The following is a 17,455-nucleotide window of genomic DNA, read 5'->3' as shown; positions in this document are numbered from 1 at the left end:
TAACATCCTATACCCAGAAACTGGCATCACGCGGAGGTTCGATTCGCTAAGGCAAACTCAAAGACCATCAGCACCAAACAAGCCGCAGCAAACCACGGCCACAATTCTTTTCGACTTTGTCCTTCCACTGCGGCATCCGCTTGGTCGTCGCTTTCATTCGCCAATACGAGACCGAAGTGCTTCGCAAATGTTTCTCGATCGATACGAGCCGGATCGGATTCTTTCGCAGTTGAATTAATGACGTACAACGCTTCGCCGCGCGACTCGAAGCCCGGCCGGGTGAACGAGGTAAGCAGCCGTTCACTCCCTTCCTGAGCGGTGCCGTTAGCCGGAACCGTAGGATCGTCGTCCCCAACTTGTCGTTCTCGGATGGTTCCTTCTCCGGTCAAATGGACCAGGTCCGCAGCCATTTGCTGAACGAGCGGAAGGTAAAGCGGACTGGTTGTCCAATTTCCCCAGCTCGAATCGGCACTCGAAAGAAACCAGGCGACCTCACCTTGCTCAAGCTGCTGTTTCGTGACGGCTGGATGACGACTATCAAATGAGGCAAGCACTTGAGTCTTTTCGTCGGCTTTGACCGACAGGAACTTTTCAAAGCGTAAGCGGCTTAGGTCGCTTCGCTGCGGGTCTTCAAACGGCTTGAGCATTGTCCCCGTACTTACCGAGGTGATTCGATACGGCATCGCGCCGCTGCGTTTCACGCTCTGGAACTTACCCGGAGCAAGGCCCTCATTTTCCCACGAGGCCCAGACCGGTCTTCCCCCGTCATCTCCGGCGAAGACTAGTAGTTGACCTCCGATGCGGACATAGGTTGCTAGTCGATTGATCGTGTCGCGCGAAACTTGCCCTGCATCGGCAACCACAATCAACGGATACTTCTCCGGATTGAAGCTTGGCGTGCCGCTATCTTCCAAATAGTGCACCTGGGTGCGAAAGCGTCCTTCGCTGATGTGGGGCTGGTCGGATTCGTCACTACTTACGTTTAGATTCTTTCCATCTTGCTCGAGCGCCGTCGCCAAGTAGTAGCTTTCTGCACCGGTACCGACTTTGTGCGTCCCGGAATCGAGAATTAATACGTTAACTCGATCGGCGACCTCGACGGCGGCAAATCGGCGGTTGTCAGCTGCCAGGTCGTCTTCGATATCCAACGAAAAAGTCCCACGCCAAACACCGGGATCGAGCTTGCCGAAAGAAAATGCGATCTCAGCTGCTTGTCCCGCTGGGACGCTGATTGATTTCCTGATCCGTGCGGTTCGTTCGCCGTTAGTAATCGCGGCCGTCAAAGGAACTTCCTCGAAGGGGAGGGCACCGTAGTTGAATAAGGTGACCACCATTTCAAGATCGCTCTCCGTGCCGATCCGATCGGATGGAGTTCGAATCGCATTAATTGCCAGGTTGTTTGCCGCGGGACGCCCGACGTCGATCAGATGAAACGGTACCGTTGCAGGCAGTACGTTCCCATCTAACGGGAAGCCCTCACTGACAAGCCCGCTCTGTTGGAGATCGGTTACTAGTAAAACTTCCGCTAAGGCATCCCGATCAAGACTGAGTCGGTCACGTGCCCAGTTCAATGCGGCCGCATAGTCGGTATCGCCGCTGAGAACCTGAGGGGAAGAAGGACGTGTCTCGCCTGGCTCCAGTGGCTCTACCTGGGAATCGAACCATGCCCACTCGACGGTTGCTTCAGCTTGGCGGTTGGCGGTCCATTGACTTGCCGCGCTGACTCCATCGTCGATTAACCTCCCGGCGTTCCCTTTCATCGCCATGCTCGCCGAGCGATCGACCAACACCAGTCGCAAACGTTCCCCTTGTTGTTGGCGGTTCTCCAAAAGGAATGGGCGAGCGAACAGAAATGCCAGCAACGCGACAAGTGCGCATCGCGTTAATAAAAGCAACCAACGTCGAATCTTGCGGCGTTGAGCCCCTTCACGAATGACTTCCTCCAGGAATCGCATGGTTCCTAGTTCGATTTGCCGAGCTTGCCAACGATTCAACAAGTGCAACAGCACGGGAATCGCGACGGCAGCCGTAGCAATCAGGAATGTGGTTTGGAAGAAGCTCATGTTTAAGTCGATCTTCGTACCAGGTAATCAAACAGGATCGCCGCAGGGGGCTGATCCGTCGTCAATTCGATTCGGTCGACCCCTTGCTGTACGCAAATATCGGCCAGTTCCGCGCACCATGTGTCGACGCGGCGGAGGTAAGCAGTGCGAATTCCTTCGACATCGGTAGTCAGCTGACCAGCACCTTCCATGTCGACCACTCGTAAGCGTCCTTTTTGCGTTAAACGACGCTCACACGGATCAAGCGTGTGAAACAGGACAACCTCGTGCCCACGATGCCGCAGTTGAACGAGTCCGCGTTCAACGGCAGACGTATCATCGACCAAATCGCTAAAGATCGCGACAATACCACGGTGTCGAGCCAAAGCGGACGCTTGTTCGAGTGACTTACCGAGGGCCGTCACCGGCTGTGCATTGGTTTGGGCGAGAAGTTTCAAGCATTCCTCCCACCGTCCCGGCTTGGCAGACGGGTCGAGGTAGTCGGTGATTCCGTCGTCCATCAGGCCGAGCGCCACGGCGTCGCGTTGCTTCATCGCCATCCAAGCCAGAGCAGCGGCCAAAGTCGAAGCGTACTCGTGCTTCGTCATCGCCCCGTCGACGCGACATTGCATCGATCGGCTCGCATCGACAAAAAGATACAAGTTTAAATTGGTCTCCGCATCGAATTCTTTCACGTACAACTTCCGTTGCCGCGCGAATACCTTCCAATTCACGTGCCGTAGGTCGTCACCAGGTCCATATCGCCGATGCGATGAGAACTCCACGCTGTATCCCACGAATGGACTTTGATGGAGACCTTGAAGGAAACCTTCAACCACTCCGCGAGCGCGTAGCTCCAACGAATTCAAGCGAGCCAGTTCTTCAGGCTGCAGCCAGCTTGCTTGCGGTTTCTCTTCTTGTGTTGTCGAGCGACGACTACTGATCATTCGTCTTCTTCCCGCACAGTGGCCAAGAGCTTGTCGATCACATCGTCCGAATCGACGTTGTCAGCGCGACCATGAAAGTTCAATACCAGACGATGACGTAATACGGGATGAGCGAGCGATTTCACATCCGCGAAATCAACGTGGTAGCGACCTTCGAGCACCGCTTTCGCCTTGCCGGCTAGTATGAGGGCCTGACCAGCACGCGGGCTGGCTCCATAAGTGACGTACTTCTCAATGGCCTCGATTGGTGCGCGATCGCCCTTGTCGGTTCGCAGCGGTCGAGTGGCGTTGACCAATCGAGCAGCGTAGTGCACGACATCGTCAGAAACTGGAACGCTCCGCACGATCTCTTGCAAACGCAACAAATCGTCCGACGACAGGACCGAATGAGGCTCGACGGTTTGGCTACCAGTTGTGCCCCGGATAATTGCCGCTTCCTCCGCCACGGTTGGGTAGCGGACACGAATGTTGAACATGAAGCGGTCGACCTGAGCTTCCGGCAACGGATAAGTCCCCTCCATTTCGATCGGGTTCTGGGTGGCCACAACAAAGAATGGGAGTTCGATCGGATACGTTGTGTTGCCAATCGAGACCTCGTGTTCCTGCATGGCTTGCAAGAGCGCGGCCTGTGTTTTCGGGGGAGTTCGGTTGACTTCGTCGGCAAGTAGAAAGTTGGTAAAGATTGGCCCAGGGACAAACTTCAAGCGATGCCCGCCGCCTCCTTCCTGTTCTTCAATTACATCTGTCCCGGTAATGTCCGACGGCATCAGATCCGGTGTGAACTGGACTCGTTTGAACTGTAGATCAAGCGTTTTGGCCAATGTCCGGGCCATCAACGTTTTGCCTAAGCCAGGCACCCCGTGTAGAAGAACATGTCCGCGACATAACAGGCCAAGCAGTAACAAGTCGACCACGTCTTGCTGACCGACAATGACTTTGCCGATCTCTACCCGCAGTTGCTCACGAGCCTCGCGGAGTCGCTCTACCTGTTCGAGCAGTTTGCCGTCGTGATTCATGGTTGATTCGATGGTATTGCTCATAGGGTCTTCTCGCTCGCTTGTTTCGCTTCCGCCGGATCGAGTAGACCGTCCCGGTCGGAATCTAATTGTTCAAATACTTCTCGTGGTCCTAAAAATTCATCCCAGGTCAAGTCGCCGTCTCCGTTGCGATCCATACGTTGAAACCAGATTGGGCCGCCGTTGCTTCGCAGGGGAACCGTGGGGGTCGCAGCATCCGTGCGATCAACTCGACCGAATAAGCTGACGCCACCGCGCTCGAACTCAATCCGAAACGATTTCGCCAACTGGGATGGATTGATCGCGTTATCTTGACTGGCATCGACCAATCGCTGCTCGCACCGTCGAAGCTCGCGAATCGAAATCCGCCCGTCGTCGTTGGCATCGAGCATCTGGAAGAAGCCGTTCCCAGCGTCGACCAAAGTTGCTTGGCACGAAGTCGAAGCGGCTTCCGCATAGTTGACGACGTACTTCATCATCTCGGCGGCGAAGACACGTTCGTCGTCGTCTTCATCCATGGCATCGAACAGGTAACGCTCAAAACGTTGGTGTTCGGCTATCTCTTCTCGATCAAGGTATCCGTTGGCATCGATATCGATCGCATTGAAGGCAGCTTCGGCATTTCGGCGTGCTTCCTCCACCGGATCACGATAACGGTAGCCAACGCTGAGCATGACATTACCGCGATTGAAACGGAGGGAAGCCGCGGACGCTTCGCCATCCTTCTGGTGTTGGTCGACAAGCTGCATTGCTTCGCTGGAAGCTTTTGCCAGGTCTACGGCCAGCTGAATATCTGGCTCGGCATTGGAAATCGAGCCTAGCTCTTGCATGCTCAGTCGGCCATCGTGGTCTGTGTCCAATTTGGCGATACGCTCTGGCCTCCAGCTGAGTTCCTGCTGCGACAAATGGGCATCGCGATCTTGATCGTACAAACGTACCATACGTGCCGCGAGAATCGGCTCGCTGGCGTCGCGTAACAATTCGGAATGAAGCGAGGTCGGAGGGGAATCGTTTACGGTCGTGATCACCACATCCGCCATCATCAACGCCGGCTGCTCGAGAAACTCGTTGAACGTGATGCACTGGTCAAAGTCGCTATCTCGTTCAGCGATCCGTGCCGGGGCCAGCCGCATTTCGGCGCGATCGATCAGGCCTGATTCATTCTGATCGAGCACTCGGAAGACGCTCAGGTCTTGTTCCGCAAACGCATTGTTTTGCCGAAATGCGACTGGTTGTCCGGCAACCCGATCGACCGCGAGTTCAATCTCACGGTCGGTATAGGGTCGGTTGCTGCGGAGCGAGTTTAGGAATTTATTGTTTTCGTACCGACGGCCGCTGACGAACAACGGATGCTTCATCGTTTCGTTGCGTCCCAGTTTGCCGTCGCGATCGGTATCGAGGGACGAGACTAGATCGTCGATATAGTTCCGACGAACTTGCTCGAGCGGTTGTCCGTTGTCGGTAATCCACGCCCGAACATGGATCGGTCCATCTGGCAACAGAAGCAGCATATCGTGCTGGCCTGGTCGTAAATCTTCGGCAGCTAGTTGGGGCGTGAAGTGCGCGACATACGACACGCTTCCCAACCAAGCTGCCCAAAGAATCCATGGAGCGACTTGTTTCGACCTTCGATCGAACTTCATCCCAGCAGCTCCTTAATTGGCTTGCCGCCATCGACGATGGGAATAGGACGATCCCCCATGTAGTTATCCGAGTCAGACGATACGCCGATCCCTTCTAGCACGGTTGCGAATAGATCCGCGGCACTGACAGGACGGTCATCGACACTCATTCCGTCGACCGTTGTCGAGCCAATGACACTGCCCCCTTGAATGCCGCCTCCCGACAAGGCAACGCTCCAAGCATCAGGAAAGTGATCGCGACCTGAGTTTTGATTGATGCGCGGTGTCCTACCGAATTCCCCCATCCAGACCACCAAGGTCGAGTCGAGCAATCCTCGTTGCTTCAAATCGTTAATCAGCGTCGACCAAGCCGGATCAAGTGTTTCGCACATAGTTTTTACTGTGCGGAAATTATTGAGATGCGAATCCCAGGTTGCGTCGGTGGAAGTATCTAACGTCACTTCCACAAATGGAACGTTGCGTTCCACTAAGCGACGGGCCAGCAAACAGCCTTGCCCGAAACGATTGCGACCATAGGCATCACGTAGTTCGGCAGGTTCCTGTTCGAGATCGAAAGCCCCCTCGCCGCGTGTTTCGACCATCCGCATTGCTTGATCGTAAACGGCCGCATGCTTCTTGGCCGCCGACGCATCCCCTGGCATACCAGTTCGCAGGACATCAAGCAGGAACTTGCGCTCGCTCAATTCGGAACGTTCGATGCCGGATGGGTCGAGGTTTTCGACTGTCAAATCAGCACGGGTATTTGGGTTGTTGCTGACGCCAGAGACCATCAACGGAGCATATCGAGGACCTAAGAAACCGGCGCCCAAATTGCCCGGTCGGAACGGGGAGATCGCCACGAAGCCGGGCAATTGGGCAGCGGTTGGTTTGAGTCGCTCTGCCACAAGCGAACCAAGGACCGGATACTCGATGTTGCCTCCCATCGGACGGTATCCGGTCATCATCAATTGCGTCGCCCGACCATGATCTCCTTCGCGGGTCTTCATGGAACGAACGAGCGCAACATGCTCCATTTGTTTTGCCAGCAACGGCAAATTCTCGCTAAGCTCGATGCCAGGGACCGAGGTCGAAATAGCTCGGGTCGGGCCACCGTTGGCGTGCTTTGGTTTTGGATCGAGCGTATCAATCTGGCTCGGTCCACCCGCCATCCAAAGCAGAATGCATGCTTTGGGAGGGCGTTGGCCTTCGGTAGCTTGGGCCAGTTTGGGCAACCAGCCGGAACAGCTCACGCCACCGAGCGAGGCAGCTGCGATCCGCATCAGATCACGGCGGGTAAACTTTTGGAACGAGCGATTTATCGACATAGCACAAACTCCGGACTGTTGAGCAGGGCCCACAAGATCTCTCCGTAGGCTTGCTTTTGGGATTTTTCCGCAGGCTTGTCGGCCACGAATTGAACGAGCGCCGTTCTCTCAGCTTCGGTCGGTTCACGCGTAAGTACGGCGAGAAACAGTGTTTCGATTCGGTCCCGATCGTTAAAGAACGGAGACTCCACGACCGCACGCAGCAGGCGGCTTCGATCGAGGTCGATTGCTTCGCTAGTAAGCTGCCCATTCATCAGCATTAATGCTTGCGGGATACCGGATGCATAATCTTCCGGTGTGGCTCCCACCGTTTCGCTGAGTCGATTCACGAGCTGCGATCGTTCGCCTGTCCAGCGGGCTGCTCCCGGATCGACGCGACCAACCGGCAGCAGCAAGGCTTGCTCCAAGGAATCAAAGACTTGCTCAGGGCTGAGTACCTTCAAGCGTCGTTGGAAATCCACTTCTTCCGTGGTCGCTTCAAGGCTTTCGGCCTGATACCAATCCGATTTGCAAATTGCTGCGATCAATCCTTGGACATCAAAACCATCGTGAGCAAACCGATGGCCGAGTTCGTCCAGAAACTTGCGATCTTCAGGGGAAGCCTGATCCAGATTGTCGACATCGGCGTAAAGTCCGCGACCGACGAGATATTGCCAGATACGGTTCGCAGCCGTGGCTGAGAACTGCGGATTTTCGCTGGATGTCAGCCATGCTGCCAAGCGAGCACGAGGTGAACTCGCCGTGTCGCGAAGTGGCTGATCGGTCCACAGGAACTTGGCAGGGTAGGTTTTACCTTCGTAGGTAATCGAACCTTCGCTGGACGTCGACGCTGCGGCATCATTCGGACCTCGCATGTTCCCATAGAACGCAGCGAGCCCCCAGAAGTCTTCCTGTTTCCAATCGACGAAGGGATGGTCGTGACACTGGGCACATTCAATTCGCACTCCCAGCGTGCTACGGGTAAGTTGGCTGGCGTAGTTTTCCGGTTGGGCACCTAGCAGTTGATAGTAACCACCAGCTTCCCCGGCCGAGCGAATCGCGGCTAAGTCCCGCATCATTTCGTCGTAGGGAGTACGCTCAGCGAAAGCATCTTTCAGCCACGCTTCCAGCGTAAGTGGAGAACCAACAACCGTTGTGCCGGGCGGGATTAACACGCGTCGCCAATGTCGGGCCAGATTCTCAGCACTCAACCGTTGGTAAGCTGACGCCCGTGGCCCCTCGCCGAAGATCAAACGTTCGACCAAAACATCTCGGCGATTCTCTCCTAAGTCTTGAAAGTCACGTAACTCTGAGACGCTTGGCGTACGGCCGACGATATCAAGGTACACACGCCGTGCAAAAGTCAGATCGTCGCACTTCGCTGGCGGCTCGCCCCAGGCGACACGACCTCGCTCGTTAATCCACTTGGAAAGGGATTCCCCGCGTGAGTCAGCCCACGAAATGCTTGATCCGCAAGGTGCATGCACAAGTAGCATCAGGAGAAGAGCTGTCAGCAATCGCATGTTCGGCTTCCCAGAAAGTGGTTCGGCCAACAGCGGTCAGGACACATTCCTAACCGCGACAAAAGAGAATATAGACATTGCGTCTATTTTGAGCAAGCATTTTTCAGAAAAAACGTGAATTGATTCCCTACACGTAAAAAGGTGGGGACTTAACTCAATCGAAAACCGCGTTTAGATACGCCTAGTCGGACGTCGCTTTACTCTCCGGGAATTACTTTGTAGGGCGTACTGTAGCTTTGATGAGCCCAGTCAACTTTCCAGACCGATTGATCTTTGTGTAGGACTTCCATCGGGACCATGCTCATGCGTGCGAGACCATAACGCCACGAAGTTTCTCCGTCGCTATCCGCCACTGCTTCAATCAAAAGCAACACCTCCGGATCGGTCCCTTGCACAAAGGTAAAGATCGTTCCGTCGATGATTTTAGGAGAGCGATCCGATGCGTACCGATACAAAGGGGATGGCAACATGCGGAGCGGAATTGTTTTGCCTGGCGGAATCAGTTGGGCCGTGAACTCGCGAGCCAGGTTTCGCATCTGACGTAGCCGTGCTGGTTTGCTCGACACCGGGGGCGCATCGGATTTAAGCGATTTCATCTCAACGCCTGGTTCTTTAGGGTTCCAAACGCTTAGTCCTTCTACGCGTGCTTGTAAGGAATGGAGTGAGAGGGATTGAAACTCTTGGTCGATCACGGCATTGTTTGGATACAGGGACATCGCGACTTCCGGTCGTCCATATAAAGTCCAAATGTAGACCGCACCGGCTGGCGTGCGTCGTTCTGGGTTCGACCAATTGAGCAGGGGCTGATCCACCAATTCCAAATTCTCGTCCCCGTTTGCTCCCCCCTTAAACGCAAATTTCAAAGGTGCGGCATCGAATGCCTCTTGCAGTTGCTCGGCGGTTCTTGTGGGTTCTTGGGTACTCGCATCATCAACGACAAACAGGGTTACCAAGATGGCGCCGACCCAGCGCAGAGCGAGTGAATTCATCGATGAGCCTTCCTCGAGAACAAGCGTTCATAGGGTGAATAGTCGAATCCAATGCGTTAACCTACGAGGACACTCACACGCAGGCAACCATCACGATGAGCGATTATCGACAAATATAGCGTGCTTGTCTATATTTTTTACACCCATCCATACGAATGCATCGATCGTGCTTAGAACTTGCGATAGATTTCGTGGCCGGCGTCCGACCCCAAGGCGACACCGTTGTAGAAAGTGAAGTCCCCCGACATGTCACTGAAAGAGATCCGGACTTTGTCGCCAGATTTTGACCAGCTACCGGAGCGGATTCCGCCAGAGGCGGTTCTGGCACTGATCGAACCGCCGGAGGTTAATTCCAAGACTTGCAGCTCAGGTTTCAAGCGAACCCAAGTCCCAGCAACGCCAGGCGTTTTGTCGAGAAACGCGAAAGCGTTGGAGTCCGCTTCCGTAGCGGCAGCGGTCACTCCGCGTGCGATCACGATCTCGCCACTGGGTGTTTTCGCGAAGACTCGAAATTGAATCAAGCTGTCGCCATCGAGTTTCCGGCCGAGTCGAGCCGCTTCGATGATCTTGTGCATGGCCTGATACGAACCTGGCATGGTCCGCGTCTTGGCGCGGATGGTCGACTGGCACTTGTTGATGAAGCCCTGCATTTGGATAAGGGCACGCGACTTCGCCCCATATTCGTCGTTATTCCGCGGAGTCGTCGCTTGTAGCTTCTTCATGTTCGCCAAGTGATTCGGCAAACTGGCATAGGCGGAAGCCAAATCTCTCGCATCGTCCGAAAGCAACCGTTGCAAGCGATTCAATTGGCTGACGAGCTTGTCATCAGTTAACTCAGAGAGTCGCCCGTCATCCGTTTGCCGGTACTTTGGGAGCACGGTAACTTCCAATTCACCATTTGAGTTACGTTTCGTGACCACACGAATCTCGCCCTGAACAACGTCGTCGGAATCTCCCAGGGTGAGAATTACATTGTCGCCCACGGGCGTGGTTTGATCGACAGGCTTTGCAACCATGGTCACGGGGATGGATTGCTTGAAGTTGACCGCCACGTGTAACGTTTCCTCCAAAGGAGGCGCCGTCAGAGAAACGGTGGAAATCAGGCTCTTACCGTCCAGATTCATTGCGATTGCGGGAAGCGTTTCCGGCACACGCAGGGCCATCGCGTGCTGATGACTTTCAAAAGCGCACACCAGCATCGTGTTCTGCAATTGCTCCGCTTCGGCCGGCAGGGTGTTGGCATTCCAATGGAACTTCAGCGTCCCTGATTCGTCCGTATGTAAATGGCCAACTGGTTTGCTCTGCTCCGGTTGATCGGCACCATTGGTTACCACATTGACATCCCAGTTCCGCGTGCCAGATCCGGTTGTGGAGTTCGAAGTCACATCGAAGCGTTTTCCACTTAAGTCAACCGCGGCGCTTTCAATCGCTATTTCCATCTCAGCCGCAACGTCCGCCACGAGGCTTCCGATGGCGGTCGCTCCTTCTAGCGTCGAGAACTCTGGTTTCAATTCAGGTAGCCCGACGAATGGTTCCAGTTGCGAAAACGGCCTCGGTTTGGACGGCGTCGGGACAACCTTTTCAATTTGATCCGCCAAGCTCGGGCCGGACGGCGTCGCGATCGACCCAAACGGATCAGAAGAGGGTGGCAGCGGCGTCGACGATGCTACCGACGTCGCACTCGAATTCGGTGTCTTTGGAGGAGTTGTCGGCTGCGGTGAAGAGGGAGTATTAAGTGATGGGGCGGTTGGTTTCGGCGTTGTCGCGACGACTTCGTTCTTTTCAGAACGATTAGGAACACCCGTGTTGTTCGCTTGAGCTTCTCTCTCCAGCGTCGTGGTGGGTGTCGTCGACGGACGATTCATGTAGTCGTACGCGTACCAGTAAATCGCGCCGTGGGCAGCGACAAACATGGCAGTGATCAAGACGCGCGCCCATATCGGAACGTAAACGCGCGAACGTTTCAGCCCTGGGTGCTTCTTTCTAGGTCGAGCCGTCGCGGTCGGAGCCTGCATCGCAGGTCCCGTCCTGGCAACGGCTGGCGGCGCATAGTTACCCGCTGGCGGAGGTGGAGAAGGGGCAGGAGGGGCCGGCGGAGCTGGCCGCAGGCGATAGTCATCGGCCGCTGCTGCTGGTGCTGCGGCAGACGGATTCATTGTTTGTTGTAGAAGGATGCCGTCGTACGATTCCTTGAGATGCGGAGTCAGTAGCAGATTTCCGACCTCGCGTAGATGGCGGATCATCTCATCCCCCATCGCTCCGCGCTGGGCCTGCTGAACCAAACCTACTCGCGAGTTGATGGCCTGTTGGATGATCGCAGGATCGCGCTCGAAGTTGTTGAGCCCCAACAACCGGTAATGACTCGGTGGGCACTCGTGGCGTGGGATGCCGAGGATTTCCGTGTAAAGGAGATCTTTAGAAATGGGAACAGCCATTTTCGGCTTTCACAATCTGGCTAATGGAACGCTGGCTGAAGAACCACCGTAGCCGGAAGCAACATCACACCACCTTGCCTGGTTTTTCGTGATGCATCGGTGTGCGCTATCGAGCCGCCGAACCGAACGATTCGATGGCTATTATTGAAGTCTGCAACAGCAATCTAATAGGGGCGACCAACGGAAGCCCCGGATTCGTGGCCAATCGGCCCATTGCCACGTTGGATTACGGGCGCAGACATCAATAATCGCCCGAGCAAACGACACACACCACTCCAGCGAGCGGTATCCTATGAACTAAAAATGTAATCAACATCCACCTATGGGTGCAAGCTGCATTGCCAATAAAAGGGTCAATCGAAGTTAGTATGGCATGCCCAGTCTGAAATCTGATCTGGCTTCCGAGATATTCATCGTGTGATTTGGAACGACCGATCCAAAACGCTTATCCTTGCGAGGCAAACGCTTCCAAACCATCTCAGGCTTCAGAAAAATCGATTTCCAAGTCAGAAGATGGACAAAAGAGGCGACGTCCAATGGTCCGAACATGATGATGTCTGTTCACGCTCGCTTTACACCATGAAAACCCGGAGTCATACGGCATGTTCCTTGAAAAACTGGAAAGGGCACAAGCACTTCCGAGATCACTCAGTCAAGACAGTCTGAAACCACGCGGACAGGCAAAGGCAAGGTGGGCTGATTTTTTCGAGAGACTTCGAAAACCGAGAAGACTCGATAACCACTTCTTTCTGATCGTTGAGATCGACTCGCAGATCATCTACTTGGATCAAGTTAGTTGGTTCGATTCTAAAATCGCCGGACGTGACGCGCTGGAGCCAGTGTATCGTTCCTTTCCCGAGGAATATGTTAGAGAGAACGTTATCTATTTCGGGTACCTCGAGAATGGCTTAGTCGAGGAAAGCCATTGGCTCACGGCCGTCTATTTTTCGAAGTACGATCCGGACGACATTTGTGACGATTTCGTATTGCCGGCTCAGTTGGAGCTTTCGTCCGAACTCTACAAACATTACTTGGCCATAGCGCAGCACGACAATTCTGCAATCGAACGAATGGCAGAGTTTTCACTCGACGAAATACAAAGTGTGCCGTTTAAAATGACCCATTACTATCTGGACGAGTTTTGTCCTTTGGGATATGCCGTGGCTTGTGAGAACATTGCCTACGTTAATGCGGCGCATGGCCAGGTTCAATTTTCAGACTGCAAATCGTACCTCGAATTCGGCCAGGGACACCTCGCTACGATTTATGGTAGCTGTGCGATGCTGCAGTCTGTGCTTGCCGCCGGGGGGATGATCAATGACCTGAACGAAGACGGATACACACCTCTTGAATTGGCCGTGGGGCACCAAAAGCTTGGGCATGTGGACTGCTTGCTTTCACATGGCGCAGATCCAAATTTTGGAATCGTCCCCTCTGTAATTGAAGTAAATCATGCCCTAACGCTTACCGAGATGACACCGGTCTTTTATCAACGCCTAAGGGATGCAGGAGCACGATTTGATCTTCGCAAAAGCCACTATCTTTGGACACCTTTGCACTACAATGCCAGGCGGTTTCGGCGGGATACTTTCATTGAAATGGTGAAGGATGGCCTGAATCCGCACGCCGAAGATTATGAAGGCAAGACGCCGCTCGACGACTTGAGGAAGGATCTTCCCGAGGAAATCTTCCAAGAGGTTTACAGCAGTTGCATGGGCAAATGACCCTTTACGTTAAGACCACCGCAAAGCGCTGTGGTCGAACTTGTCATGAACAACATTTTTGTGTGCGAGATTTACTCGTGCAACTTTTTTTCAATTTACGGACGAAGTTGGCGACATGAGTTTGAATTGGATGGAAGTGTGGGCCGACCTCAGCCTATCACCCCCGTACGTTCTCATCGTTAAATCAACGCCCCACATGCAGGGCCGATGTATCGTCTTGGACCCACACGAGGACGGAAAGCAGGTCTCCAATGCGGAATCCTACGAAGCCGCGAAACTTTGGCTACTAGAAGATGAATACGAGCGACTAGGTACTCGCGTGGATGAATAGAAGTACCGAGGTCAATAAGCAGCGCCAGCAAGGTCCACGATGGCCTAGGACTTGTCCCTAAAAGATGGACAACGAGCAGCTGACAGCCCACCCTACATTATCGCCTGCCCAAAACGATGCCTGGCAACTTGACTCGCACACCCCGGAGCCCATCTCATCCGATGGATAATTCACGACAATCGTCGTCAAACCACGACAACATCAAAGCACCCCGAGGAGACACATTTCACTCTATCATTTTCCGTCGAAAATGCTTCTGGCGCGTTTAGTTTACTGTTCGATTGCTTTCATGGGGAACTTGGCAGCCCGTGGATGGTCGCCGGTGCTAATATCTTGAGCTGTACCATCATCCCGAACTAAGCGTTGATTATTCAGTTGATGAAAACCAATTGAACTCACCGACCCATTGTGGCCCGGTTGACTTCCCAGCGGACAGGACACCCGTCAAGTCTAGGCGTCAGGTCATCTATTTATTGTTTCCAGTTGCATGAACAAATTGACGACGTCCAGGAAACTTTCACCTTCGTCATGTTGGCCAATAGGCGTCATATGTGTGGGAATCTTCGCACAGTATTGGGCGCAAAGATGGAGACGCGCCGCAACTTTGACCTTCTAACAGCAGACCATCTCGCTCAATAAATAGGCACAACAGATATCCGACAGGGGTTATCTCTACCGCCATAGGCAGTACGATTTCGCACAATTCTTCAAGTCCTACTTGGCCGTCGGCGTAAGCATCCACTCTCGGCAGGTCGGGCGTGCTCTTCGCCGAAGCACATCGTAAACAACTACTGGGCTTAAGGTTACGCGACCTGAAAGCCGGCCTGGATTCTGTGTCAGATCGGGTATGACGACCGGGCAGGCATAACAGCTGGTACAGACGTTGCTGAGATATTTCTTGACTCCAGGATCCACCGTACAAACCAAACGCGAAGATCAATCATTCTGCCTTCCATTATGTCACGACCAGATAAGCAATCTCGCGCCATTCACGTCCAAGAGATTACGCAGCGTACGGAAAACCACACCACGGTCGAATCCAAGCCGGACAGTGCTTCAGTCACAATAGAAGTTTGAAAGACAGGCCGGAACCACGGCAGGTTTCCATTTATGAGGAACTGTTTCCGTGACAGCGCGGGAAGCCTGGAGAAGATTTGATGTGAGGAGATACCAAGTTATTCATAACTTCCGCAACTTTCATGACGTCGGTGGTCAACACGAATCAGAAGCGTTTCTGCATGATCGCCTCCGATCCGATCTCCACCCTGTTCCGAAATCTCTTCCCTTGATTTGAAACGCGAAAAACTGATAGGGCCCCGTATGGCAGACACTTTCGACACACTGCAGAGAGCCGAAGTAACCAACTACATTGAACAAGTCCGGCAGCGGATCGGTACTGTAGTCGTCGGACAAGACATTGTTGTAGAGCGATTGCTGATCGCCTTGCTTTCGTCCGGCCACATCCTATTGCAGGGGGTACCTGGGCTGGCGAAAACATTACTTGTTTCCGTTCTCGCAAAATCAATCTCGTTACATTTTTCGCGCGTCCAGTTCACAATCGATTTACTCCCCTCCGATATTCTCGGATCCGAAGTACTCGATCCGCACACTCAAAAGTTTGTCGTCAACAAAGGATCGATCTTTACCAACTTAATGTTGGCCGATGAGATCAATCGGGCTGCCCCCAAAGTGCAATCGGCGTTACTAGAGGCGATGCAGGAACGGAAGGTCACTTTGGGAGGGACGACGTTTCCTTTGCATGCGCCATTTCTCGTTATCGCAACGCAAAATCCGGTCGAACAAGCTGGGACATTCGAACTTCCGGAGGCTCAGCTAGATCGGTTTATGCTTTGCCATCGGCTTCGTTATCCCACGCAAGAGGAAGAAATCACCGTGCTACGCCGAAACGCGAGTCTCGGTATCCAAAGAGAAGGATCTGGCGCGATCGCGAAGACGGAGTTTGACGTTCTGGATAACGAACCGGTGGGAGACCTGGAAGACTTAGTCAACGCAATGCGAGCCGTTCACGAAGTGCACGTCAGCGATGCGTTCGTAGAACATGTGGCGATAATCCTGGGAAAGACACGTCGCCATCCCGCATTGGAACTGGGAGCAAGCCCTCGCGCCGGCATCTCAATGATTAAGGCTTCTCGCGCCCGGGCATTGATCCATGGTCGAGATTACGTCGTGCCGGAGGATTTGTATTCGCTAGCCGAGGACGTCCTCTTGCATCGGATTCGGTTAACGTACGAAGCATTGGCGGAAGGGTTTACCGGGAAGATGGTTCTGGAAGAGATCTTGTCGGAAGTCGCCAGTCCGAACGTGAGTCAATCGAGTCCCGTCGCCGTCTAACCTCACCTTGGCGAGCAACAGTCTTTCCAAGCGAAAGAGGCCGTGCCGATCAGGATCCAATGAGCTTCCATTCTCAACTACCCGACCAAGAGTTTCTCGATTCGAGCCGCTTTCTCATCGCAGCGAAGCGACTGGCAAATGATCTTGCGTACGGCACGATGCCATCCTCATTTCTTGGGACTGGGATTGATTACGTTCAGTCGCGCCCCTACCAGCCAGGCGACCCCGTACGTTCGATTGACTGGAGAGTCACCGCTCGAACAGGCAAGCCGTATGTCAAGGAATTTGAGTCCACAAAGTCGTTGCCCTGCTATTTGTTGGTTGATACTTCCGCGTCGATGACCGTGAGTTCGCTTCCACGTAGCAAGTACGGGCATGCCGTTTTGGTTGCCACGGGGCTGGCCCTGGCCAGCCTGGACCATGTCAGTCCCGTGGGGCTTTTGACCGTTGGTAGTCGTGACCTTCGAGTTCGCCCTTCATTGTCACGCGATCAAGTCCTGACATGGGCGTATGAATTGCGGAAGTACAGGTACGACGAGAAGACAAGTCTCTCAACTAAAATCAAACAGCTTGCTCCGATGCTTGTATCAACTTCGCTCGTAATTGTACTGAGCGATCTTCATGATGTTGACTGCGTTGGCGCGATCCGCCTGCTGGCCCAAAAACACGATGTTTGTGTTCTTCAGTTTCACGATACAGCGGAGCTAGGCGTCACCAAGGCTGGCTTCTTACGAGCTCGAGAAGCAGAGACTGGAAGCACCTACTTCTCGAAAGGGAAACATGTTTCCCAGCGTCAGATTGATATCGAACAAAGCTTCAAGAGATCAGGGATCGACTTCTTCGTAATAAATACGGAAAGGCCATACGAGCACGACCTGATCCATTTCTTCTCCTCGCGGAATATTCTGGGACGGAGAATGAAATGAAGATGTTTTCCTTTGCTGAATGGCTTTTTGCCATGTTATGGCTGATTCCGTGCGGCATCGTATCTGCAGACCAGGGCGAGGATGTGCTACCTTCACCTTCGGTCGGACAAGCACGAACTGTCAGCGACGTTTTCATTCCCGGGGAAAGGATCGTTGCATCTCGGAAAAGGGATCGACGCGCTCCAGTCGTCGTGCGAATCGTTCGAGATCATCCACTAAGAAATGGATTTGAATACGATATCGA

The 17,455-nt window shown here is 53.7% G+C and carries 12 protein-coding genes; 4 read left to right on the top strand and 8 right to left on the bottom strand.

Annotated elements, in window-relative coordinates; all coding sequences use genetic code 11:
* Window positions 1-26: 26 nt before the first annotated feature.
* From C5Y83_RS06630 to C5Y83_RS06595, 8 genes are all read right to left on the bottom strand, one after another.
* Window positions 27-2,063 (bottom strand): BatA domain-containing protein, encoded by a 2,037-nt coding sequence (locus C5Y83_RS06630; RefSeq protein WP_105328865.1) that lies wholly within the window; start codon window positions 2,061-2,063, stop codon window positions 27-29.
* A 2-nt stretch (window positions 2,064-2,065) separates the two neighbouring features.
* On the bottom strand, window positions 2,066-2,989 hold the full coding sequence (locus C5Y83_RS06625; protein WP_105328864.1) for a DUF58 domain-containing protein: 924 nt from the start codon (window positions 2,987-2,989) through the stop codon (window positions 2,066-2,068).
* Entirely contained in the window at window positions 2,986-4,029 is a 1,044-nt protein-coding gene (locus C5Y83_RS06620; RefSeq protein WP_199194996.1) for an AAA family ATPase, read from the bottom strand. Before C5Y83_RS06620 ends, C5Y83_RS06625 begins: the two co-directional genes overlap by 4 nt.
* Complete coding sequence (locus C5Y83_RS06615; RefSeq protein ID WP_105328863.1) at window positions 4,026-5,648, bottom strand: EF-hand domain-containing protein; 1,623 nt, start codon at window positions 5,646-5,648, stop codon at window positions 4,026-4,028. The genes C5Y83_RS06620 and C5Y83_RS06615 overlap by 4 nt, the downstream gene beginning before the upstream one ends.
* Window positions 5,645-6,952, bottom strand: a complete 1,308-nt coding sequence (locus tag C5Y83_RS06610) for a DUF1501 domain-containing protein (RefSeq protein ID WP_105328862.1) — start codon at window positions 6,950-6,952, stop codon at window positions 5,645-5,647. The genes C5Y83_RS06615 and C5Y83_RS06610 overlap by 4 nt, the downstream gene beginning before the upstream one ends.
* Window positions 6,943-8,454 carry a DUF1553 domain-containing protein gene (locus tag C5Y83_RS06605; protein ID WP_105328861.1) on the bottom strand — a complete coding sequence of 504 codons (1,512 nt, stop codon included), beginning with the start codon at window positions 8,452-8,454 and terminating at the stop codon, window positions 6,943-6,945. The genes C5Y83_RS06610 and C5Y83_RS06605 overlap by 10 nt, the downstream gene beginning before the upstream one ends.
* Window positions 8,455-8,651: 197 nt before the next feature.
* Complete coding sequence (locus C5Y83_RS06600) at window positions 8,652-9,443, bottom strand: hypothetical protein (protein WP_105328860.1); 792 nt, start codon at window positions 9,441-9,443, stop codon at window positions 8,652-8,654.
* A gap of 170 nt (window positions 9,444-9,613) precedes the next feature.
* Window positions 9,614-11,878, bottom strand: coding sequence for a hypothetical protein (locus C5Y83_RS06595; RefSeq protein WP_105328859.1), 2,265 nt, complete (start codon window positions 11,876-11,878; stop codon window positions 9,614-9,616).
* Window positions 11,879-12,717: 839 nt separating this feature from the next.
* Between C5Y83_RS06595 and C5Y83_RS06585 the strand changes: the two genes are divergently transcribed.
* The 4 genes from C5Y83_RS06585 to C5Y83_RS06570 all read left to right on the top strand — a co-directional run bounded on the left by C5Y83_RS06585 (window position 12,718) and on the right by C5Y83_RS06570 (window position 17,211).
* On the top strand, window positions 12,718-13,602 hold the full coding sequence (locus tag C5Y83_RS06585; RefSeq protein WP_158262262.1) for an ankyrin repeat domain-containing protein: 885 nt from the start codon (window positions 12,718-12,720) through the stop codon (window positions 13,600-13,602).
* 115 nt (window positions 13,603-13,717) lie between these two features.
* Window positions 13,718-13,933, top strand: a complete 216-nt coding sequence (locus C5Y83_RS06580; RefSeq protein WP_105328856.1) for a hypothetical protein — start codon at window positions 13,718-13,720, stop codon at window positions 13,931-13,933.
* A 1,320-nt stretch (window positions 13,934-15,253) separates the two neighbouring features.
* Complete coding sequence (locus tag C5Y83_RS06575) at window positions 15,254-16,285, top strand: AAA family ATPase (protein WP_105328855.1); 1,032 nt, start codon at window positions 15,254-15,256, stop codon at window positions 16,283-16,285.
* 59 nt (window positions 16,286-16,344) lie between these two features.
* Entirely contained in the window at window positions 16,345-17,211 is an 867-nt protein-coding gene (locus tag C5Y83_RS06570; protein ID WP_105328854.1) for a DUF58 domain-containing protein, read from the top strand.
* Window positions 17,212-17,455: the final 244 nt, after the last annotated feature.

The organism is Blastopirellula marina, from assembly GCF_002967765.1.
In the GTDB taxonomy this organism is placed as follows: Bacteria; Planctomycetota; Planctomycetia; order Pirellulales; family Pirellulaceae; genus Bremerella; species Bremerella marina_A.
This window is presented reverse-complemented; position numbering and strand designations above follow the sequence as displayed.